We start from the raw sequence: 21,127 nt of genomic DNA, 5'->3' as shown, positions 1-21,127 counted from the left end.
CGAATAATCAGCAAGGGCCCGCGAACGGGCCCTTGTTATTCGTCCCGATCCCCACAGTTCATGAACGTAGCGCGCATCGCCCCTGCTTTGCCGTCAGCACAAATAGATCCATGTGGCCGCGGTTGTCATTACAGGCTCGAATCGGCTGAGCATTGTGCCACAACTGGTTATCCGCCAGCATCGCAATTTCACCATTGCTCAACACTTTACGGAAGAAAGGCTCTTCATCACAATTCTGGTACAGCAGAATATCCCCGCCCTCGATGTTATGACGATCGATAGCCACAATAGCGATATGATCGAACCCGTCCTGATGGACACCTTCAGGCGCTACTTGCGTTTCCTGGTACACGGTCGCGATGCGAATCTGATGAATCTCAATCTCCTGACCATCCGGTAAACCATTGGCCGCCACAAACAGTGCACACATTTCCCGCATGCCCTCACTGTCTAATGTAGCCGCAAGAACTGGTTCAAACTGACGGGCGATATTGCCTTGAAAGTGATTAAATTTGTCGGTCTGCATGAACTCATTTTTACCAGTATCAACCACCTGACCAGCGATAAAATTGATCACTGAGTAACGGCGCAGACGGTACTGTCCGTCCGCATGAGCGGTATGAGGCAAATCGACAAAAGAGGGAGCCAGCTGGCTCACTGAGTTAAGACTTAATTTGGTTATATGTAGCGTATTCTGGTGAGAATGTAACATCATCGACTCCATGAGGAATATACATTGATCAGCGAGTGAATTAACAAATATTTCACAACCAAGAATACGCAATCATGTCGTAAGATCAACTTTAAACAATAAATAAAACCAATATATTAAATAAATTAACATTATTAACTAATATATAAGGAAATATTAGCATTTAGGACCAATTTAGCGGTATCGATAGCTAAGAAAGCAAAGCTTTTCACCAATAAAATAATAAATCAATATTAATCAGTAATATAAATAAGATCAGACTTTATTAACCTATATTATTCCGTTTACGACTTTCGATTAGCACTGCAGAATTAAATTCTGCACAAATCGCAATATAACCACACATCATCAGATCAACCAGAATAAAACACTGTTTGGGGCTCGGCGCAGCCGCTCCGGGATACGCGCTCCGGGGTAAGCACAGCGACTCGGAGGATAAACGCAACCGCCGGGATGACCAGGGATAAAAAAGCCCGGCACAACCGGGCGATCGACAAAATTTACTCGGTCTGCGGTTGCGCTTGCTCGCCGCCGACCCGCTTCTCAAATCCGCTCATCACCGCAAAGGCCAGCACGATACTCAGCAGGCAAAGCAAAAATGGCGCTTTGAAACCAAAATACTGCGACACCAGCCCCATACTGCTCGTCCCCAGCATGGTACCGACTAACATCGCGTTGGTGTAAAACGCCGATGCTTTACCGATATTTTTGCCGGCATAGTCCTGCATCAACGTCACGCCGAGACCGGCAAAAATACCGAAAAACAGGCCGTTTAGCAGTTGCAGTGCCAAAATAGTCCAGACCGAGGAGCTAAAATAAACCGAGACATAATAAACCATGGCACACACAAAGGCGGCCTTCATAATCCATAGCTTGCCGACTTTCACGGCCCATCCGGCCACCAGCAGCATGACCGGGATTTCCACTGCCGCGGCCGCTCCCATCAACCAGCCCGGATAAGCCGTCGACAAGCCAAGATCTTTGGTCAGATACAACGGCATAGTGTTGATATAAGCGCTGTTGGCCATGTTGGCCAGTAACATCACCGCGCCCAACATCCAGACCTCATAACCCAGCCGGCTGTCAGCGATAGCACCCGTTTTGCTCTGTTGCTGATGATCCTCTTGCTCTGGCTTGGGCTGCTGCAAAACCAAAGTCACCCATATCATCACCAGTACCGCGATCAGCGCAGAAGTGCGAAAGTTGGCGGCAAAACCAAGCTGGTCGACTGAGAGAAATGCCAATGGCGGGCCAAACACCCACAACATGGAAACCGATGAACGCATTTGTGAGTTGAGCTTAGTGCTGTTTTTACCACTCGCGTCAGCGTAATGACGAATGATGGTCAGGATCAACGGAATCGATGACGAGGCGAACGGCATCAGCAAACACCCGACCAGTAACGCCTGCCAGAATTCGCTGGCCACAGAAAACCCTAACGCCGCAGCCACAATCCCCGTCAGAGAGATCAGCAGCAACCGTTTACCCGGAACCCCTTTGTCAATCAGCCCGGTCATTTTCTGACTGACCAGTACCGTCATTAAAGCCGTCAGCGTAGTATAAATACCAATATAAGCAGGCTCGGTGTGCAGCCCACTGACCAGAAACAGACTCATGACCGGTAACACCAGCGCGAACGCCAGCGCTGTAATGCCATTGGTTAAAAACAGCACCACGGTTTGGTTTTTTAACAACTGAGTATCCTTTGCGCTTAGCTGCGCGGTTAATGACGTCAACCGAGATGGTTCGCACTTTATTAGTCAGGCAGTAAATTGGGGGGCAGACGATAAATTATGTGTCGAACGGTAAACCATGCTCGGTTGAGCATTTACCTCTCTGATGACAAAGCCTGCAATGCCGCTAAAGCCTGCCCGGCCTGATGCGCCGGAACAAAAATATGGTCATGATAATAGGCCGCAATGACATTGGCACTGATCCCGCGCTGCGCCAGACAAGATGCCACCGCCGCGGTTAAACCGACCGCTTCCAGGCTGGAATGAACCGAGAGTGAAATCTGACGAAAGCAGCTTTCCACCGGCCAACCCTGTTGCTCAGCCTGCGCTTTACTGACCAGCAGCGTCAGACCTTCCCTTTCACGAATCATCGCCACAGGCTCCAAGCCGACATAATCTGCCATTTGACCCGCCACTGTACAGAAGACCATCTCACCGTTTAATAGTTCAGGTTGCATACTACGCAGCAGTTGATCGAGTGCGGTGATACCGGTCATATTAGGTTCCTGTCTGGTCAGTACGTCTCTGTCGCTATTCAGAATGCCATCGCTTTAACGGCTTGCTCGACGGTAGGGAAATAAATTTTGGTCACACACACCTGAGCAGCAGCAAACTCATGAGCCTGAATTAACTGACACACTTGTTCCGCACCATAGCGCTTGCCGGTCGGGCGCAATTCAATGTCTTGTGCGCTGTTCGCGCAACTCACAATGGCCGCACAACTCACAATGGCAAAGCTCTGACCACAACAATCAATCACATGATCGCCCTCACCGACGATCATCTCTGCACATTCTTCAATAAATTGCTGCTCGGAGGCGAGATAAAGCAGTTCATCATCACCGTCTAGTTTGAGCAGCGCAGGCCATTTTATCATGGGTACACTCCGCTTAGCATCAGCGCCAAACATACGCCTGATTACAACAGCTGTGCAAGTAATAACTCAACCTCCGTGCGTTACTGACAACAGCAACGATGAAAACCAAGGACTTCCCACGCGCCGCAGTTCACCATCGATAACGTTGACTGGCAACAAATCCAGCGTAGGTTAACAATTACTCACTAAAATGCAGAACCGGACCACTTGGGCAAAAAAACGACAACCCTATTGAATTTAAACATATTTTGCTAAGCATCAAGTTCTATCTAATAACGATTAATTACAGTTACGATGCCCCTTTATGCTTTTATTACCGTCCCAGATTTCCTACAATCGTTGCAATTTACTGAGCACTTCTAAAGTGGAGCAATCATGAGCGACGTGAAACATTGCAAACTTCTTATTCTGGGTTCGGGCCCTGCAGGCTACACGGCAGCCGTGTACGCAGCGCGCGCTAACCTTAATCCTGTTCTGGTAACAGGTATGCAGCAAGGTGGTCAGTTGACCACAACGACTGAAGTCGAAAACTGGCCGGGCGATGCAGAAGGCCTGACCGGCCCTGCTCTGATGGACCGTATGAAAGAACACGCCGAACGTTTTGAAACTGAAATCGTGTTTGACCACATCAACCAGGTTGATTTTTCACAGCGCCCTTTCCGCCTTAAAGGCGACAGCAGCGAATACACTTGTGATGCACTGATCATCTCGACCGGCGCATCAGCCAAGTACCTGGGTCTGGAATCAGAGCAAGCTTTCCAGGGCCGCGGCGTCTCTGCGTGTGCAACCTGTGACGGTTTCTTTTACCGTAACCAGAAAGTTGCCGTAGTCGGCGGCGGTAACACAGCAGTAGAAGAAGCGCTTTACCTGTCGAACATCGCCAGCGAAGTGCACCTGATTCACCGCCGTGACACGTTCCGCGCGGAAAAAATCCTGATTAACCGTCTGATGGATAAAGTGGAAAGCGGCAACATCGTGCTGCACACCAACCGTACTCTGGAAGAAGTGCTGGGCGACGACATGGGTGTCACCGGTGTGCGCCTGAAAGACACTCAGTCAGAACAGACGGAAGAATTTGATGTTATGGGTACCTTCATCGCCATCGGCCACCAGCCAAATACGGCGATTTTCGAAGGTCAGCTGGAAATGAAAGACGGCTACATCGTGGTTAAATCGGGTCTGGAAGGCAACGCAACCCAAACCAGCATCGAAGGTGTGTTTGCCGCGGGCGACGTGATGGATCACAACTACCGTCAGGCGATTACTTCAGCCGGAACCGGTTGTATGGCTGCACTGGATGCAGAGCGTTTCCTGGACGGTTTGAACGACAAATAATTACAAGATTATTTTTCAGTTTTGACAAGTTAGCAGCAAACCCGGTGGTATATCCACCGGGTTTTCTTTTGTATACTAGCCCACTTTCAAAATCATAAGAATTCAAGATAAGCCTTCAAGTATATGGATAAGAAAAAGCAACGGAGCTTGAATATCTGGCTCAAACAGCAGAGCAAACTGGCCAAGCGCTGGTTAATGCTGGCTATTGGGCTAGGCGTATTATCCAGTGTGTTTTTGCTCGCGCAAGCCGCTCTGCTCGCCTCGGTATTACATCAGCTCATCATTCAACATGTCGACAAGTATGAGTTAGTCCCCTACTTTGCGGGACTGATCGTCATCATTGCAATACGCGCCGCGTGCTCCTGGGGCCGCGAACTGGCTGGCTTTCGTGCCGGCAAAGAGATCCGGATCTACATCCGGCAACTGATTTTCGACAAACTGCGCACCCTTGGGCCTGCCTATATTAAAGGCAAACCGGCGGGTGCCTGGGCGACGCTGACCCTGGAACAGGTCGAAAATATGCATGACTTCTTTGCCCGCTACCTGCCGCAAATGTCCTTGTCTGTGCTGATCCCGTTTGTGATTCTTGTCGTGGTATTCCCGGTCAACTGGGCTGCGGGTTTGATCTTCCTGATCACCGCGCCATTAGTGCCGCTGTTTATGGCACTGGTCGGTATTAAAGCGGCCGACGCAGGGCGCAAAAACTTCAAAGCGCTGCAGCGCCTGTCCGGCCATTTTTACGACCGCCTGCAATCAATGACCACCATTCGTCTGTTTGACCGCACTGCTGCGGAAACCGAGCAGATGCGGGGCGCTTCGGAAGTATTCCGTAAGCGTACGATGGATGTGTTGCGGATAGCGTTTCTCTCCTCCGCTGTACTGGAGTTTTTCACTTCGGTTTCTATCGCCATTACCGCGGTTTACTTTGGTTTCAGCTTCATCGGTGAGCTGGACTTTGGCTACTACGGCGCTGGTGTGACCCTGTTCGCCGGTATTTTCATTCTGGTGCTGGCACCGGAATTTTATCAACCGCTGCGCGATCTGGGTACGTTCTACCATGCCAGACAGCAAGCCGTTGGCGCCGCTGAAAGCATCGTCGAGTTTCTTGATATCGACGTCAGCAAAGTCCAATCCGGCTCTGCGCAAATGCAGGATGCGGATGATGTCGAAATCATTGCCACTGATCTGCAGGTGTTCAGCCCCGAAGGTCAGCGCCTGGTTGGTCCGGTCTCATTCCGCCTCAATCGCGGCGAAACAACCGCCCTGGTCGGCCCGAGTGGTGCCGGTAAAACCAGCCTGATTAACGCGCTTCTCGGTTTTATGCCTTATGACGGCAGCCTGACCATCAACGGCACCGAGCTTAGTCAGCTTGATCACGCCAGCTGGCGTAAACACATCAGCTGGGTCGGTCAGAACCCGCTACTGGTACACGGCACCATTCGTGAAAACATTACCCTGGGCAAATCCAACATCAGTGACAACCAGGTGCAAGAGGTACTTGAGCACTCCTTTGCCGCTGAGTTTGTCAACAAACAGGGCCTGGATTACCCGATCAGCGACCGCTCCGGAGGCCTGTCAGTCGGTCAGGCTCAACGTCTTGCTCTGGCGCGTGCGATGCTGCAACAAGGCCGCTTCTGGCTACTGGATGAACCTACCGCCAGTCTAGATGCCCGCAGTGAGCAACTGGTAATGCAAGGTCTGACTCAACAAATCACCCACAAAACCGCGCTGCTGGTGACACACCAGTTACTGCCACTGCAATCTGTCAGTCAGATTCTGGTGATGCAGGATGGCGCCCTGGTCCAGGTCGGCGATTTTACTGCGCTGAGCCAGCAACCAGGACTGTTTGCCGATATGCTGGCGTCTAACCAGGCGCTGCACGAAGCCGATAAGGGGAACTTAGATGCGTGATTTATTACCCTACCTGAAACTGTATAAAAAGCACTGGTTTGGTCTGACGCTGGGCATGCTGCTTGGCCTCGCCACTCTGGGCGCGTCTATCGGCCTGCTTACCCTGTCCGGCTGGTTCTTGTCCGCCGCTGCGGTGGCCGGCCTGACCGTTGCGCGCGAAACCTTTAACTACATGCTGCCCGGCGCATTTGTGCGTGGTTTTGCAATGGGCCGTACTGCCGGTCGCTGGGGTGAGCGCGTGGTCAGCCACAACGCCACGTTTAAGCTGCTGACCGATCTGCGCATCTTTTTCTTCCAGAAACTGGCGCCAATGATCCCGGGCCGCGTGTCTAACCTGCGCGATGCGGATCTGCTCAACCGTCTGGTGGCAGATATCGATGCGATGGACCATGTTTACCTGCGCCTTATCAGCCCGGTCACCATTGGTGTACTTGGTGTAGCTGGCCTGACCGCGTTAATCTGCTGGTTTGATCAAACCCTTGGCCTGACGCTGGGCGCCATCCTGCTGCTTCTGCTGCTGACCTGGCCGGTGCTGTTTTACAAACTGGGTAAACGCAATGGTGCCGAGCTGACCCAAAATAAAGCCGACATGCGTGTCGCGACCCTGGACTGGCTGCAAGGTTACAGCGAACTGACCATCTTTGGCGCTGAAGCACGCTATCGCGCAGCGATTTACACCGCACAGGAAAAACTGCTGGCTAACCAGAAACTCAACGCCAGCTTTAACGGCCTGGCCTCTGCCCTGCTGATGCTGGCTAACGGCTGGACTCTGGTCCTGATGCTATGGCTCGCCGCAGACGGCGTTAACGGTCAGGCACCGGATCCTATGATTGCGCTAGTGGTATTCGCGACGATGGCCAGTGTTGAGCTGCTGATGCCGATTGCCGGAGCGTTCCAATATCTGGGCCAAACCCTGACTTCAGCGCGTCGTCTTAATGAGGTGATTTTAGCCGAACCGGATGTGGTATTCCCAACGGACACTACCCGCCACTCGGGCCAGTTTGATATCGCGTTTGATAACATCGGCTTTGCGTACAACGACAGCGAGCAGCCAGTCCTGCGTGATGTCAGCCTGACCATTCCGGCCGGCCACAAAACCGCCATCGTCGGTCAGACGGGCTCGGGTAAATCGACCCTGATCCAGCTGCTGTGCCGCTACTGGGATGTACAGCAAGGTGAAGTCCGCATTGCCGGAACCCGACTGCAAGACTGGAATGAAAGCGACCTGCGCGCGGCGATCAGCGTGGTCAGCCAGCGCGTTGATATCCTAAACGGCACGCTGCGTGACAATTTGATCATGGCCAAACCGGATGCCGATGATGCCCTGCTGAGTGAAACTCTGCAACGAGTCGGCCTTGGTAAACTGCTTGATGCTCCGGGATTGGATGCCTGGCTGGGTGACGCGGGTCGTCAGCTGTCCGGGGGTGAAAAACGCCGTATCGGTATCGCCCGTGCACTGCTGCACAACGGCCCGATTCTGCTGCTTGATGAGCCAACCGAAGGTCTCGACAAGCAGACCGAAAAGCAAATCATGGCGCTGTTTGAGTCGCACTTTACCAACAAAACGGTCATCTTCATCACCCACCGTCTGGTGGAACTGGAAAAGATGGATACCATTTGCCTGATTGAACAGGGCGAGATTGTCGAGCATGGCAACCATCATCAGTTGCTGGCCGAGCAAGGCCGTTACTTCCAGCTCAATCAGACGCTGTAACCTAAACCGTATCAGTGCTGCTTAACCTCAGCCCCGCTTATCCGCGGGGCTTTTTCTTGCCTGAACAACGCCAGTCTTAAAACGATCCAGCGGCAGTAAAATAATCCAACGGCAATAAAAAAGGTTCATCGCGGCTTTCCGGGGAAAGCCGCTTTTATCTTTAAAAAAAAGTAATCGATATCTCGGTAACCGTAGCCCATTCGTTTGATTAACTTTATCTTGTTGTTTATCCCTTCGAGCGTACAGGTATTGAGTGGGTAGCTTGCAGAAGCAACGATGCCATGAAGATACGGTTTGAGCTTTCTCGCGAAGTCCATAAGCGGCTTGATCCCGCTTTCTTGAACTTGCTCCCACCATACGTCCCATAAGTCTTCCGCTTCTCTTTCCGACTGGCACCTCCATAACTCTTTAAGCTGAGAGCCAAGTAAATACGTCACCATTAAGTCCTTGTTCATGCTCAGTATCTCACTCAGATAGCTCTCCTGCTTACCGTCTAAATTAGCTCTGTTTTTGAGGAGAACCCAGCGTGAACGTTTCACCCATTGGCGCGTTTTCTTGTCCTGTTTGAGTTGATTAGCTTGGTCAACTCTGACTCTATCCATCACTTCCCGGCCAAATTTGGCGACCACGTGGAATAAGTCGTACACAATGCGGGCGTTAGGACAATGTTGCTGCACTTCAAAGTCGAAAGCCGTATTCATATCCATTGCAACCGCTTCTATGTTCTGGCTATGCTCACCGAGTAATTCAAAGAAGGGACGGATATCTTTTCGGCTGCGTCCGACGCCTATCCAAAGCACTTGATGCGTCTTAGCATCCGCGATAACAGTGGCATAACGATGTCCCTTGAAGAGAGCAAACTCATCCATGACCAGTTGTCTCAGCTCTGCCCAGTTAACCTCTGGCACCACATGTTGCAGCCGACGCTTATCTATCGCCTTAATCGTATGCCAATGAACCCCCGTCATCTGGGCAATATGTTTGATAGGAAGAAGAGGCAACAACTGCTCAATGTAACTTCTTAAGCGGTTAGTCAGGCGAGCAAAAGGTTCAAGCCAAGAAATAGATTCGGTTTTGATACCGCAGTCAGGGCACTTGATACGCCTTGTTTGTAGGGATAGCTCGACGGGTACGCCGAGAATCATCGCTTCCTTAATCGTGCGCCACTGATAATCATGTATGGCTTGAACATGTTGCCCACATGAACATCGAGCAGTTGTGCTGGGTTGGAGAGTAATCGTGATGAGAGAAGACGTTTGTACAGACTTTACGACATGAAAGCCTTCCCAGAACGATGATAGGAAAGTATGATTCGGCATGAAAACGGTAGTTTGTGTAAGGTTGTGTTTGGCGATGTAACCTTATCACTTACTACCGTTTTTGTTTTAAGTTCCCGCTAATCCGCGATGAACCATAAAAAACCCGAGCATGGCCCGGGCTTTGCTATTCAATATGTTTTATCACTGCTGCTGTCATCAGGTTACGATTAACCAGACTCAGACCAGAGCGGCTGACTTAACGGCCTTTACGTGGTTCACTGGCTGCTTTACCGCGAGAGCCACCCTCTTTACGACGAGAGTTGGCACGACCGCCGGCTGGTGTGCTGACGCGCTCTTCATGGCGACGAACTGCACGACGAATCTTCTGGCTGCGTGAACGCTCACGTTTACGAGAAGTGTTGTCTTTCGACAGATCCAGCATAGTGCTGTTTTCCGGCTTCAGTTCGACCAACTCACGCAGATAGTTAACGTCTTTCAGTGACAGTTCCATCCAGCCGCCACGAGGCAGTTTTTTATCCAGGAAGATGTCACCGTAGCGCACACGCTTCAGTCGGCTTACTGTCGTTTCCTGTGATTCCCACAGACGACGAACTTCACGGTTACGGCCTTCGTTGATCACCACGTAGAACGTATGGTTCATGCCTTCACCGCCAGCGTAGACTACGTCTTCAAAACGAGCCATACCATCGTCCAGCTCAACGCCGCGTACCAGGTTGCGTACTTTGTCTTCAGTCACATCACCGAACACACGCACCAGATACTCACGTTCAACCTGACGACTTGGGTGCATCAGACGGTTTGCCAGCTCACCATCAGTGGTAAACAGCAGCAGCCCCGAGGTGTTGGCATCCAGACGGCCCACCGAAATCCAGCGCGAGCCACGAATTTTTGGTAGACGATCAAACACCGTACGACGACCTTCCGGGTCGTGACGGGTACAAAGTTCACCTTCCGGCTTGTAGTAAGCCAGAACGCGACATACAACTTCTTCCTGCGCTTTAGCTGACACAACGTGTCCGTCTATACGCACGATGGCGTTTTCATCATCCAGGCGTTCGCCCAGGACAGCTACCTTGCCATTAACACTTACGCGCCCAGCTCGGATCAGAGCTTCCAGCTCACGACGAGAACCATGACCAGCACGTGCTAAAACCTTTTGTAACTTTTCGCTCATTTATCTACCTATGATGTCGTCTTCTCAGACGTCGAATAACAAGATGCGATCTCAAAATCGCGGTCGCGTATTATCGCAAAAAATCCGCGAAAAAGCATCTTTTTATTAGCGCCTGTTCGATTACTCAAATGGTGTCGGATCGCCCGCACCTAAACGCACCACTTGCATTTCATCTTCGCTGAAATCAATCACTGTGGTTGGTTGTTCGCCCAGATAGCCGCCGGCCAGAATGACATCAACCGCATGCTCAAGGCGATCGCGAATCTCTTCCGGATCCGATTCCGTGGTTTGGTTACCCGGCAGAATCAGCGAAGTGGACATCAGCGGCTCACCCAGTGCCTCCAGCAGATCCAGCGCGATCTTATTGTCTGGCACGCGGATACCTATCGTCTTACGCTTTGCATTCATCAGGCGACGCGGCACTTCTTTGGTGCCCTTAAAAATAAAGGTGTAAGGACCCGGCGTGTTGTTCTTCAGCAGGCGGAAAGCCGTGTTATCAACGCGTGCATATAAAGATAGCTCAGATAAATCGCGGCACAGCAGAGTAAAATTATGTTTGTCGTCCAGACGGCGGATCTGACAGATACGCTCCAGGGCATGTTTATTTTCTAACTGGCAACCCAGCGCATAACCGGAATCGGTCGGGTAAACGATGACACCGCCATTGCGAATAATTGCTACCGCCTGATTGATCAAACGGGTCTGTGGATTCTCAGGATGCACATAAAAAAACTGGCTCATTGTGATACCTCATCATTGAGTCTCTCGACTGGATGTTTGGAAAGATTGGTCCAATCTTTCCAAACAGGTTCTACTCCGGAAGGCAACCAAAGATTGCGCCCTAATTCCATCCACGGGGACGGGTAATGAAAGTCGCTGCCTTGAGAAGCTAATAGATTGTATTGTATCGCATAATCGGCAAGATTGCGTTTTTCTTGCGGCGCTTGTTGTGGCTGAGCCACTTCCATCGCATCGCCACCCGCTTCACTGAACGCCTCGATAAGGCGTTTCAGCCATTTCGTGGTCAGATCGTAACGGGCCGGATGGGCCAGCACCGCCTGGCCGCCGGCAGCATGGATAGCATCAATCGCGTCCTTCATTGTACACCAGTTCGGTGGCACATAACCGGGATTGTTGCGGGTCAGATATTTTTTAAATACCTGCTGCATATTCTTCACATAGCCGGCATCCACCAGCCATTTGGCAAAATGGGCACGCGTGATCGGCGCATCGCCGGCAATGGCTTGCACTTCTTCTAAAACACCTTCACGGGTCGCCTTTTCCAGACGCTCGGCAATCATTTCCGCCCGCGCCACACGGTGCGCTTTTTGCGCTTCAATTAAACGCAGCAGCTCCGGCGTTTGGATATCGATATTCAGGCCGACAATATGAATGTCTTTGTTTTGCCACACGGTCGAGAATTCAATCCCGTTGATCAGGGTAATCGCATGTTGCCGGGACTGAATATACTCACGTGCCGGTTGCAGTGAATCGACCGTATCGTGGTCAGTGATCGCCAGCACATCGATGTTAAATTCAACCGCTCTTTCAATCAGTTGCTCGAAACTCAGACGACCATCAGATGCCGTGGTGTGACTGTGTAGGTCAATTTTCATAATTTTTTTAATTTGCCGGTTATTTGGGCTTGACTTTCGACCTCCGCACTAGTTTACTAGTACACAAATACGAGAGCACAGTTTAAGGTTCCCATGTTACTAGAAATTACAGCAAACCATAATCCCCAATTCAGCCCTGCTGTTGCAGCGCTAAACTGGTGGCACACTTGGACAAGTTCTTAGTGGGCTCGCGTATACCTGTCTGACAGGAAACGTCTTTCAAGAAGCCCGCTGACTTAGCGGGCTTTTTATTTTATTTTTCATTATATTATTCGTCGGGTTTCGCTCCATACATCAGTCTGCATTACAGCGAACAAACCCAACCGGCAAACGCAAAATTCAGATAAGGAGGTCTTGTGAACAAGGCCATTGAAATCAAAAATCGCGCAACCATTGAAGTACTGAATACGACGTTGCCGTACACCCAGGATCCAACCGCACTGTTTCACGCTTTGTGTGAAGGTAAAACAGACTGCCTGTTGCTGGAATCTGCCGAAATCGACTCAAAACAAAACCTGAAAAGCCTGCTGTTGGTTGATGCCGCTGCACGCATCATCTGTTACGGCCACGAAGTAACCTTTCAGGCATTAAGTGATAACGGCCGTGCTCTGATCGACGTTCTGGCGCAAAACGTTGTGGCAGACATCCCGAGCCAGCGCAGCGAGTCAACCCTGACGCTGACGTTTACCACACCATGCGATACATTAGATGAAGATTCGCGCCTGCGTGAAGCGTCATCATTTGATGCGCTGCGCCTGGTGCAGCACAGCTTTGATCTTAGCGATAAAGATAAATACGCGCTCTTCCTTGGTGGTCTGTTTGCTTACGATATGGTGGCAAACTTTGAACCACTCGGTGAAGCCGCGGCAATCAACGACTGTCCGGATTACGTGTTCTATGTGTCTGAGAACCTGATGATCATCGACCACCAGACCGCGACCTGCCAGTTACAGGCAACGGCGTTTACCTCTGACAGTGCCGTCAAAGCAACGCTGCGTGCCCGTCAGGAAGAAATCAAAGCGCAAACGTCGCAGAACCTGACTCTGCCGCAGGCCACTAAGCTGCCAAACGTTGAACTGACCACTAATATTGAAGACGCACAGTTCTGCGATATCGTGCGCGATCTGAAAGATCACGTGATTAAAGGCGATATTTTCCAGGTCGTCCCATCACGCCGTTTCTTCCTGCCTTGCCCTTCCCCTCTGGCCGCTTACCAGCGCCTGAAAGAGAGCAATCCGAGCCCGTACATGTTCTACATGCAGGATGAACGCTTCACCCTGTTCGGTGCTTCACCGGAGAGCGCGCTGAAATACGCAACAGACACCAACCAGATTGAAATCTACCCGATCGCCGGTACCCGCCCGCGCGGTAAAAATGCGGATGGTTCGATTAACTTCGATCTCGACAGCCGTCTGGAACTGGAACTGCGCTGCGACAAGAAAGAGAACGCCGAACATATGATGCTGGTTGACCTGGCCCGTAATGATGTGGCGCGTATTGCCGAAGCCGGCAGCCGTCACGTGGCGGATCTGCTCAAAGTTGATCGCTACAGCCACGTAATGCACCTCGTTTCCCGCGTAGTTGGCCAACTGCGCAGTGACTTGGATGCCCTGCACGCTTACCAGGCCTGCATGAACATGGGCACCCTGACCGGCGCGCCGAAAATCCGCGCCATGCAGCTGATTCGTGATGTTGAGAAAGAACGCCGTGGCAGCTACGGCGGCGCGGTGGGTTACTTGACTGGTGAAGGTGATTTAGACACCTGTATCGTCATTCGCTCTGCGTTTGTTGAAAACGGTATTGCCCAGGTTCAGGCTGGTGCGGGCGTGGTGTATGACTCTGACCCACAATCGGAAGCCGATGAAACCCGAGGCAAAGCTCAGGCGGTGATTTCCGCGATTCAATTTGCACACCAGGCGTAAGGAGACTCAACATGACGCAAACAACTCAAACCGCCAATATCGTTTTTATCGATAACTTTGACTCTTTTACCTACAACCTGGTTGATCAATTCCGTTCTCTTGGCCATCAAGTGACCATCTACCGTAATCACATCCCGGCCGATGTGATTGAGCAGGCGGTGGCCAAACTCGACAACCCAGTCGTGGTTCTGTCACCGGGTCCGGGTGCGCCATCGGACGCGGGTTCCATGCCGGAAATCCTGCAACGCCTGAAAGGCAAAGTACCGATGATCGGTATTTGTCTCGGACACCAGGCTATGGTGGAAGCCTACGGCGGCGTTGTGGCTGGTGCCGGTGAAATCGTACACGGTAAAGTCTCTATGATGGAGCATAACCAGCACCCGATTTATCAGGGGCTGCCTTCTCCGCTGGCCATTGCCCGTTATCACTCTCTGGTTGCGACCGAAGTGCCGGACAGCCTGACCGTCACCGCTGAAGTGGATGGCCTGGCGATGTCGATCGTCAACGATGCCGACAAACTGTGCGGTTTCCAGTTCCACCCGGAATCCATCATGACCACTCAGGGTGCGACTCTGCTCGCGAACGCGATTAACTGGGCGATGGATAAAGCATAACGACGTCCCTTTCATTTGACGTCAGACCGAATTCGCAGACGACAGATCCGGCGCGAACACGACAGACAAAAGATTAACCGCTCGCTGAATAACTGATATACATCAACGAGCTGGCAGGATACGGAGAGAAAGCAATGCAAGCGATCATTAATAAGCTGTATGAACAGCAGGCGCTGACTCAGGATGAGAGCCAGGCACTATTTGACTACATTATCCGTGGTGAGTGTGAGCAACCTCTGATGGCTGCCGCGCTGACCGCACTGAAAATCAAAGGTGAAACACCAGACGAAATCGTCGGTGCAGTACGCGCCCTGGTAGCGAATGCCAGCCCCTTTCCACGCCCGGATTATGACTTTGCCGACATCGTCGGTACCGGTGGCGACGGCGCTAACACCATCAACATTTCAACCACCTCAGCGTTCGTTGCGGCAGCTTGTGGGGTCAAAGTGGCCAAACACGGCAACCGCGGCGTATCGAGCAAATCCGGTTCATCGGATCTGCTCAGCGCATTTGGTATCAACATGGAAATGAGCGCACAGAATACCCGTCAGGCTCTGGACGATCTCGGCGTCGCCTTCCTGTTTGCGCCGCAATATCACGGTGGTTTCCGCCATGCGGCACCAGTGCGTCAGAGCATGAAAACCCGCACCATTTTCAACATTCTCGGCCCGCTGATTAACCCGGCTCGCCCGAATATCCAACTAATGGGCGTATACAGCCCAGAATTGGTTCGTCCTATCGCCGAAACCATGGTACAAATGGGTTTGAAACGAGCCGCTGTGGTTCATGGTTCAGGATTGGACGAAGTGGCAATTCATGGAGAGACACTGGTTGCCGAAATCAAAGATGGTAAAATTGTCGAGTACACCCTTACGCCGCAAGACTTTGGCCTGGACAGCTACCCGCTGCAAGCCATTGAAGGTGGCGATCCACAGGAAAACCGCCTCATCATCGAAAACATTCTGACTGGCAAGGGTACATCTGCTCAGGTCGCCGCAGTGGCGGTGAACGTTGCCCTGTTGCTGCGCATGTTTGGCTTTGAAGATTTGAAAGCCAACGCACAACAAGCCATTGATGTCATGAACTCAGGCAAAGCGTTTGATCTGGTACAACAACTAGCAGAGCGAGGTTAATCCCCTGATGTCTGAACAAAACGTGTCTGAACAGAACAAAGCACACACCCCATCATCCGGACAATTGTCTGAGCACATTTCGGTGCACAATGCCCAGATGGCCGAAGTACTGGCAAAAATCGTCACTGACAAAGTGACCTGGGTTGCTGAGCGCAAAGCCTCACAACCACTGGAAACCTTCAAATCTCTGCTGACTGCTTCCGATCGTAGCTTCTACGATGCGCTCAGCGGCGACAACACCGTATTCATTCTGGAATGCAAAAAAGCATCGCCATCGAAGGGATTGATTCGTCAGCATTTCGATCTGGACTACATCGCGTCGGTCTACAACCAGTACGCGAATGCCATCTCTGTACTGACTGATGAGAAGTACTTTCAGGGCAGTTTTGACTTCCTGCCACGCGTGCGTGCCCAGGTTTCCCAGCCAGTGCTGTGCAAAGATTTCATGATCGACACTTACCAGGTTTATCTTGCTCGTCACTACGGCGCCGATGCTATTCTGCTGATGTTATCTGTACTGGATGACGACACTTACCGTGAGCTGGCTAACGTGGCTCACGAGCTGGGCATGGGCGTGCTGACAGAAGTCAGCAACGATGAAGAGCTGGAGCGCGCCGTGGCACTACAGGCACGAGTTATCGGTATCAACAACCGAAACCTGCGCGATTTGACGACGGATCTTAACCGTACCAAACAAATGGCACCGAAACTGCCAAAAGGTACCACAGTGATTTCTGAGTCCGGTATCTACACTCACCAGCAAGTACGTGACCTGTCCCGCTTCGCCAATGGCTTTTTGATCGGCAGCTCACTGATGAGTCAGGACAATGTTGAACTGGCCGTACGTAAAGTGGTGCTGGGTGAAAACAAAGTATGTGGGCTGACTCATGCCGACGACGCGGTGAAAGCGTATCAGGCTGGCGCGGCATTTGGTGGTCTGATTTTTGTGGAAAAATCGAAACGCTACGTTGATATCGAGACCGCACGTATGACCATGAGCGGTGCGCCGCTGCAATACGTGGGTGTGTTCCAGAATCACAGTATCGATGCTGTCGTTGATATCGCAACTGACCTGGGTCTGTTTGCCGTCCAACTGCACGGTGATGAAGACCAGGCTTATGTCGATGAACTCAACGCCCGTCTGCCGGAGCAGACTGAAGTATGGAAGGCGTACGGCATCGAAGACACGTTACCAGCCATGCTGAATAACGTCGATCGTCACTTGCTTGATGCCAAAGTGGGCAACCAGAGTGGCGGCACCGGCCGTGTGTTTGACTGGAACCTGATCGACAACCCACAACGCATTATGCTGGCCGGCGGCCTCAATCCGGACAATGTCAAACAAGCGGCCCAGCTGGGCTGCCTCGGTCTGGACCTCAACTCAGGAGTTGAGAGCGAGCCGGGTAAAAAAGACATGGCCAAACTGCGCCAGGCATTCAACGAAATCCGTAATTACTAATTGACCATAACCATAAATCGCAAGAAACGGTTATTGAAGGAATAAGATCATGGCAAAATTAAACGCCTACTTTGGCGAATACGGTGGTCAGTTTGTACCACAAATCCTGGTTCCGGCACTCGACCAGCTGGAACAGGCTTTTATCGACGCACAGGAAGATCCTGAATTTCGTTCTGAATTTATGTCCCTGCTGCAAGAGTATGCGGGTCGTCCGACCGCGCTGACTCTGACGCAAAACATCACCAAGGGTACCAAAACCAAGCTGTACCTGAAGCGCGAAGATCTGCTGCACGGCGGCGCGCACAAAACCAACCAGGTACTGGGTCAGGCTCTGCTGGCTAAACGCATGGGAAAAACGGAAATCATTGCAGAGACAGGGGCAGGTCAGCACGGCGTTGCCACCGCTCTGGCTTGTGCGCTGATGGGGCTGAAATGCCGCGTTTACATGGGTGCGAAAGACGTCGAGCGCCAAAGCCCGAACGTATTCCGTATGCGCCTGATGGGAGCGGAAGTAATCCCGGTTCATTCCGGTTCCGCAACGCTGAAAGATGCGTGTAACGAAGCGCTGCGTGACTGGTCTGGCAGCTACGAAACTGCGCACTACCTGCTGGGTACTGCCGCAGGCCCTCACCCGTTTCCGACTATCGTACGTGAATTTCAGCGCATTATCGGTGAAGAAACCAAGAACCAAATCCTGGCGCGTGAAGGGCGTCTGCCGGATGCAGTGATTGCCTGTGTCGGCGGCGGTTCAAACGCTATCGGTATGTTCGCCGATTTCATCGAAGAAGAGTCAGTGCGCCTGATTGGTGTTGAACCAGCGGGTAAAGGTATTGATACCGACATGCACGGCGCGCCGCTGAAACACGGTAAAACCGGCATTTACTTCGGCATGAAAGCACCGATGATGCAGGACGAAGACGGTCAGATTGAAGAGTCTTACTCTGTGTCTGCTGGTCTGGACTTCCCGTCAGTCGGCCCGCAGCATGCTCACCTGAACGCGATTGGCCGCGCCGAATACGAAAGCATTACCGATGATGAAGCGCTGGAAGCATTCCAGAAACTGGCCCGCAATGAAGGCATCATCCCTGCGCTGGAATCTTCGCATGCACTGGCTCAGGCAGTGAAAATGGCGTACGCCGAACCTGATAAAGAACAATTGCTGGTGGTTAACCTTTCCGGCCGTGGTGACAAAGATATCTTCACCGTGTTGAAGATTTTAGAAGAAAAAGGAGAGATCTAATGGACCGCTATCAATCGCTATTCCAGCGTCTGGCTGACAACAAACAGGGGGCTTTCGTTCCGTTTGTCACCATCGGCGATCCGAATCCGGAGCAATCACTGCGTATCATGCAAACGCTGATCGAATCAGGTGCTGATGCTCTGGAACTGGGTATCCCGTTTTCTGACCCTTTGGCGGACGGTCCGACCATTCAGGGCGCAAATATTCGTGCTCTGGACGCCCAAACGACTCCGAGTGTCTGCTTTGAGCTGATTGGTAAAATCCGTGCTCAGTATCCGGAACTGCCAATTGGCCTGCTGATGTATGCGAACCTGGTTTACGCACGTGGTGTTGACAACTTCTACCAACGTTGCCAGCAAGCGGGCATCGATTCGGTGTTGGTGGCGGACGTCCCGACCAACGAAAGTGAAGAATTTGTCGCAGCGGCAAATAAATACGGTATCAAGCCAATTTTCATCGCACCGCCGACAGCGAGTGATGAAACATTGCAATCGGTAGCCAAACTCGGTGGTGGTTACACTTACCTGCTGTCTCGTGCCGGTGTCACCGGTACCGAAACTAAAGCTAAGATGCCGGTCCTGACTCAGCTGGACAAACTCAACCAGTATAATGCTCCACCCTCTCTGCTTGGCTTTGGCATTTCCGAACCGGAGCAGGTTAAACAGGCTATCGCTTCCGGCGCAGCCGGCGCTATCTCTGGTTCAGCCGTGGTAAAAATTATCGAGACCAACCAGGGTGACGATGAGAAAATGTTAACAGAGTTAGCACAATTCACCCGTAATATGAAAGCAGCAACTTATCGGTAAATGCTGTTAAGATAAGTGTTTGGTTTCTTACTCATGTCAGAAACCAAACACTTTACTAACAAGTCCCCGTTTTATTCCTTCCTTATACTGTGCTAGTTCATTGACATTTCACTTACTTAAAACTTCAAAGCAAACGTTTTCGTGTGCTTAAAAATCCTACTCACGTCAATAAAATAGTTGTTTGATGCCAAATTCCCCCTGATTACATATTGCCAATTGTGACAGGAACGTGTAAAAAGCGGGAACAATACAATTATCCACTGAATATATTATGCACAGAGGGTAATACTGGACATTTCAATATTGTTAGCACAGAGGTTATGGAAGTGTTAAAAGAAAAGAACTTATTAAGCAACATCGGCGTTCAGGTCGTGATTGCGATGATCCTGGGTACTGCAATCGGTGCCACCATGGGTCAAGACGCCGCAATGTTTGCACCTCTGGGTGCCATTTTCATTAATTTAATCAAAATGCTGGTGATCCCACTGGTCGCCGTTGCCCTGATTTCAGGTGCAGCCGGTCTGGGTGACAGCCAGTCCGCAGGTAAAGTCGGCTTCGTAACTCTGGGTTACTTTGCTGTGACTTCAGCGCTGGCGGTAGCTCTGGCTCTGGTAATGGGTGCCGTATTCCAACCAGGTCTAGGCATTGATGTCTCCGGCGTGGAAGGCATGTTCTCTTCTGAATATGCATCAAAAGGTGAACTACCAACTTTCTGGGCCACCATCATTGGTATGATCCCAACCAACGTTTTCCAGTCACTGAATGATGCGAACATCCTGCAGATTCTGGTCTTCTGCCTGTTCCTGGGCGTAGCGATTTCTAAGCAGCCAAAGAACAAACGTGAGCCAGTGATCAATGGCGTAAATACTCTTGTTGATGCCATGGTATGGATGATCAACAAGGTCATGATTATCGCCCCTATCGGTGTATTTGGCCTGATGGCTGAAGCCGTGGGTACATTCGGTTTCGGCGCACTGATGGTGGTGTTCAAGCTGTTTGTTGTGTACGTAGCCGCTATCCTGATCTTCGGTTTCGTGGTTTACCCGCTGATGATCCAACTGTTCACTAAGACTTCAGCGAAGAAATTCATCAAAGCGATGAAGAAACCGCAAGCCGTGGCACTGTCTACTGCATCATCAATGGCCACTCTGCCAGTAACGATGGACACCGTTGAAAACGAACTGGGTGTGCGTAACTCTACCGCGTCATTCGTACTGCCTCTGGGCGCAACCATCAATATGTCCGGTAACGCGATTTACTACGGTCTGGTTGCTGTCTTCTTCGCACAACTGTTCCATATTGACCTGAGCATGGGCGCTTACGTTGCTATCATCGTCACTGCAACTCTGGGCGCTGTTGGTCAGGCAGGTGTACCGGGTCCGTCATTCCTGGTTGTTGCTGTACTGCTAGCGGCAGGTATTCCAATCGAAGGTCTGCCACTGCTGTTCGCTCTGGACCGTATCTTCGATATGATCCGTACTGCGCTGAACATCACTGGTGACGCCGCGTGTGCGGTTATCGTTGATGCTCTGATCAAAGAAGAAGCAGAAGCTGAAAAAGAGTACCAGAATCAGGAAGCATAATTCTGATTGAGCGGGCAC

The 21,127-nt window shown here is 51.3% G+C and carries 19 protein-coding genes and 1 other annotated feature; of the genes, 11 read left to right on the top strand and 8 right to left on the bottom strand.

Features of this window, described 5'->3' with window-relative positions:
- Positions 1 to 58: 58 nt before the first annotated feature.
- The 4 genes from J0X00_RS18075 to J0X00_RS18060 all read right to left on the bottom strand — a co-directional run bounded on the left by J0X00_RS18075 (position 59) and on the right by J0X00_RS18060 (position 3,322).
- Entirely contained in the window at positions 59 to 712 is a 654-nt protein-coding gene (locus J0X00_RS18075; RefSeq protein WP_136484392.1) for a 2OG-Fe dioxygenase family protein, read from the bottom strand.
- A gap of 500 nt (positions 713 to 1,212) precedes the next feature.
- Entirely contained in the window at positions 1,213 to 2,406 is a 1,194-nt protein-coding gene (locus tag J0X00_RS18070) for a sugar efflux transporter (protein ID WP_282477386.1), read from the bottom strand.
- A 134-nt stretch (positions 2,407 to 2,540) separates the two neighbouring features.
- Positions 2,541 to 2,942, bottom strand: coding sequence for an ACT domain-containing protein (locus J0X00_RS18065; protein ID WP_282477385.1), 402 nt, complete (start codon positions 2,940 to 2,942; stop codon positions 2,541 to 2,543).
- Positions 2,943 to 2,980: 38 nt separating this feature from the next.
- Positions 2,981 to 3,322, bottom strand: a complete 342-nt coding sequence (locus J0X00_RS18060; RefSeq protein ID WP_282477384.1) for a DUF4144 family protein — start codon at positions 3,320 to 3,322, stop codon at positions 2,981 to 2,983.
- Between the two features lie 375 nt (positions 3,323 to 3,697).
- On the opposite strand from J0X00_RS18060, the gene trxB reads away from it, so the two are divergent.
- The 3 genes from trxB (at position 3,698) to cydC (ending at position 8,282) form a co-directional block, all read left to right on the top strand.
- On the top strand, positions 3,698 to 4,657 hold the full coding sequence (trxB, locus tag J0X00_RS18055) for a thioredoxin-disulfide reductase (protein WP_136484094.1): 960 nt from the start codon (positions 3,698 to 3,700) through the stop codon (positions 4,655 to 4,657).
- 123 nt (positions 4,658 to 4,780) lie between these two features.
- Positions 4,781 to 6,568, top strand: coding sequence for a cysteine/glutathione ABC transporter permease/ATP-binding protein CydD (gene cydD, locus J0X00_RS18050; protein ID WP_282477383.1), 1,788 nt, complete (start codon positions 4,781 to 4,783; stop codon positions 6,566 to 6,568).
- Entirely contained in the window at positions 6,561 to 8,282 is a 1,722-nt protein-coding gene (cydC, locus tag J0X00_RS18045) for a cysteine/glutathione ABC transporter ATP-binding protein/permease CydC (protein WP_282477382.1), read from the top strand. Before cydD ends, cydC begins: the two co-directional genes overlap by 8 nt.
- A 125-nt stretch (positions 8,283 to 8,407) precedes the next feature.
- Here cydC and J0X00_RS18040 read toward each other — a convergent pair whose 3' ends face one another.
- From J0X00_RS18040 to J0X00_RS18025, 4 genes are all read right to left on the bottom strand, one after another.
- Positions 8,408 to 9,601, bottom strand: a complete 1,194-nt coding sequence (locus J0X00_RS18040; RefSeq protein ID WP_282476786.1) for an ISL3 family transposase — start codon at positions 9,599 to 9,601, stop codon at positions 8,408 to 8,410.
- A 196-nt stretch (positions 9,602 to 9,797) separates the two neighbouring features.
- Complete coding sequence (gene rluB / locus J0X00_RS18035; protein ID WP_136484097.1) at positions 9,798 to 10,736, bottom strand: 23S rRNA pseudouridine(2605) synthase RluB; 939 nt, start codon at positions 10,734 to 10,736, stop codon at positions 9,798 to 9,800.
- Between the two features lie 120 nt (positions 10,737 to 10,856).
- The gene (locus J0X00_RS18030) at positions 10,857 to 11,477 is read right to left on the bottom strand and encodes an L-threonylcarbamoyladenylate synthase (protein WP_136484098.1); all 621 of its coding nucleotides are present in this window, start codon (positions 11,475 to 11,477) and stop codon (positions 10,857 to 10,859) included.
- On the bottom strand, positions 11,474 to 12,352 hold the full coding sequence (locus tag J0X00_RS18025) for a PHP domain-containing protein (RefSeq protein WP_136484099.1): 879 nt from the start codon (positions 12,350 to 12,352) through the stop codon (positions 11,474 to 11,476). Before J0X00_RS18025 ends, J0X00_RS18030 begins: the two co-directional genes overlap by 4 nt.
- Before the next feature lie 93 nt (positions 12,353 to 12,445).
- On the opposite strand from J0X00_RS18025, the gene J0X00_RS21185 reads away from it, so the two are divergent.
- The 8 genes from J0X00_RS21185 to J0X00_RS17990 all read left to right on the top strand — a co-directional run bounded on the left by J0X00_RS21185 (position 12,446) and on the right by J0X00_RS17990 (position 21,109).
- Positions 12,446 to 12,535: a Trp operon leader peptide gene (locus J0X00_RS21185; RefSeq protein ID WP_322972733.1), complete on the top strand. Its 90-nt coding sequence runs from the start codon at positions 12,446 to 12,448 to the stop codon at positions 12,533 to 12,535.
- Positions 12,503 to 12,605: a sequence feature (Trp leader region), on the top strand. Its footprint overlaps the gene before it by 33 nt.
- A gap of 103 nt (positions 12,606 to 12,708) precedes the next feature.
- Complete coding sequence (locus J0X00_RS18020; RefSeq protein ID WP_282477381.1) at positions 12,709 to 14,274, top strand: anthranilate synthase component 1; 1,566 nt, start codon at positions 12,709 to 12,711, stop codon at positions 14,272 to 14,274.
- An 11-nt stretch (positions 14,275 to 14,285) separates the two neighbouring features.
- Positions 14,286 to 14,888: an aminodeoxychorismate/anthranilate synthase component II gene (locus tag J0X00_RS18015; protein WP_136484102.1), complete on the top strand. Its 603-nt coding sequence runs from the start codon at positions 14,286 to 14,288 to the stop codon at positions 14,886 to 14,888.
- Between the two features lie 134 nt (positions 14,889 to 15,022).
- On the top strand, positions 15,023 to 16,021 hold the full coding sequence (gene trpD, locus J0X00_RS18010; RefSeq protein WP_218563231.1) for an anthranilate phosphoribosyltransferase: 999 nt from the start codon (positions 15,023 to 15,025) through the stop codon (positions 16,019 to 16,021).
- A gap of 7 nt (positions 16,022 to 16,028) precedes the next feature.
- Complete coding sequence (gene trpCF / locus J0X00_RS18005) at positions 16,029 to 17,480, top strand: bifunctional indole-3-glycerol-phosphate synthase TrpC/phosphoribosylanthranilate isomerase TrpF (protein ID WP_136484104.1); 1,452 nt, start codon at positions 16,029 to 16,031, stop codon at positions 17,478 to 17,480.
- 49 nt (positions 17,481 to 17,529) lie between these two features.
- Positions 17,530 to 18,720 carry a tryptophan synthase subunit beta gene (gene trpB, locus J0X00_RS18000; RefSeq protein WP_218563232.1) on the top strand — a complete coding sequence of 397 codons (1,191 nt, stop codon included), beginning with the start codon at positions 17,530 to 17,532 and terminating at the stop codon, positions 18,718 to 18,720.
- A complete protein-coding gene (gene trpA, locus J0X00_RS17995; RefSeq protein WP_282477380.1) occupies positions 18,720 to 19,526 on the top strand; it encodes a tryptophan synthase subunit alpha in 807 nt (268 codons plus the stop codon). Before trpB ends, trpA begins: the two co-directional genes overlap by 1 nt.
- 320 nt (positions 19,527 to 19,846) lie before the next feature.
- Positions 19,847 to 21,109 (top strand): dicarboxylate/amino acid:cation symporter, encoded by a 1,263-nt coding sequence (locus tag J0X00_RS17990; RefSeq protein WP_282477379.1) that lies wholly within the window; start codon positions 19,847 to 19,849, stop codon positions 21,107 to 21,109.
- Positions 21,110 to 21,127 lie beyond the last annotated feature (18 nt).

Source organism: Vibrio sp. ABG19 (genome assembly GCF_029962385.1).
Lineage (GTDB): Bacteria > Pseudomonadota > Gammaproteobacteria > Enterobacterales > Vibrionaceae > Vibrio > Vibrio ostreae.
Note: the sequence above shows the minus strand (reverse complement) of the source record. Positions and strands in the feature narration are given on the sequence as shown.

Coding starts and splice junctions, on each gene's coding strand:
- J0X00_RS18075 (WP_136484392.1), bottom strand. CDS start 712: ATGTTACATTCTCACCAGAATACGCTACATATAACCAAATTAAGTCTT.
- J0X00_RS18065 (WP_282477385.1), bottom strand. CDS start 2,942: ATGACCGGTATCACCGCACTCGATCAACTGCTGCGTAGTATGCAACCT.
- J0X00_RS18060 (WP_282477384.1), bottom strand. CDS start 3,322: ATGATAAAATGGCCTGCGCTGCTCAAACTAGACGGTGATGATGAACTG.
- trxB (WP_136484094.1), top strand. CDS start 3,698: ATGAGCGACGTGAAACATTGCAAACTTCTTATTCTGGGTTCGGGCCCT.
- cydD (WP_282477383.1), top strand. CDS start 4,781: ATGGATAAGAAAAAGCAACGGAGCTTGAATATCTGGCTCAAACAGCAG.
- cydC (WP_282477382.1), top strand. CDS start 6,561: ATGCGTGATTTATTACCCTACCTGAAACTGTATAAAAAGCACTGGTTT.
- J0X00_RS18040 (WP_282476786.1), bottom strand. CDS start 9,601: ATGCCGAATCATACTTTCCTATCATCGTTCTGGGAAGGCTTTCATGTC.
- rluB (WP_136484097.1), bottom strand. CDS start 10,736: ATGAGCGAAAAGTTACAAAAGGTTTTAGCACGTGCTGGTCATGGTTCT.
- J0X00_RS18030 (WP_136484098.1), bottom strand. CDS start 11,477: ATGAGCCAGTTTTTTTATGTGCATCCTGAGAATCCACAGACCCGTTTG.
- J0X00_RS18025 (WP_136484099.1), bottom strand. CDS start 12,352: ATGAAAATTGACCTACACAGTCACACCACGGCATCTGATGGTCGTCTG.
- J0X00_RS21185 (WP_322972733.1), top strand. CDS start 12,446: ATGTTACTAGAAATTACAGCAAACCATAATCCCCAATTCAGCCCTGCT.
- J0X00_RS18015 (WP_136484102.1), top strand. CDS start 14,286: ATGACGCAAACAACTCAAACCGCCAATATCGTTTTTATCGATAACTTT.
- trpD (WP_218563231.1), top strand. CDS start 15,023: ATGCAAGCGATCATTAATAAGCTGTATGAACAGCAGGCGCTGACTCAG.
- trpCF (WP_136484104.1), top strand. CDS start 16,029: ATGTCTGAACAAAACGTGTCTGAACAGAACAAAGCACACACCCCATCA.
- trpB (WP_218563232.1), top strand. CDS start 17,530: ATGGCAAAATTAAACGCCTACTTTGGCGAATACGGTGGTCAGTTTGTA.
- trpA (WP_282477380.1), top strand. CDS start 18,720: ATGGACCGCTATCAATCGCTATTCCAGCGTCTGGCTGACAACAAACAG.
- J0X00_RS17990 (WP_282477379.1), top strand. CDS start 19,847: ATGGAAGTGTTAAAAGAAAAGAACTTATTAAGCAACATCGGCGTTCAG.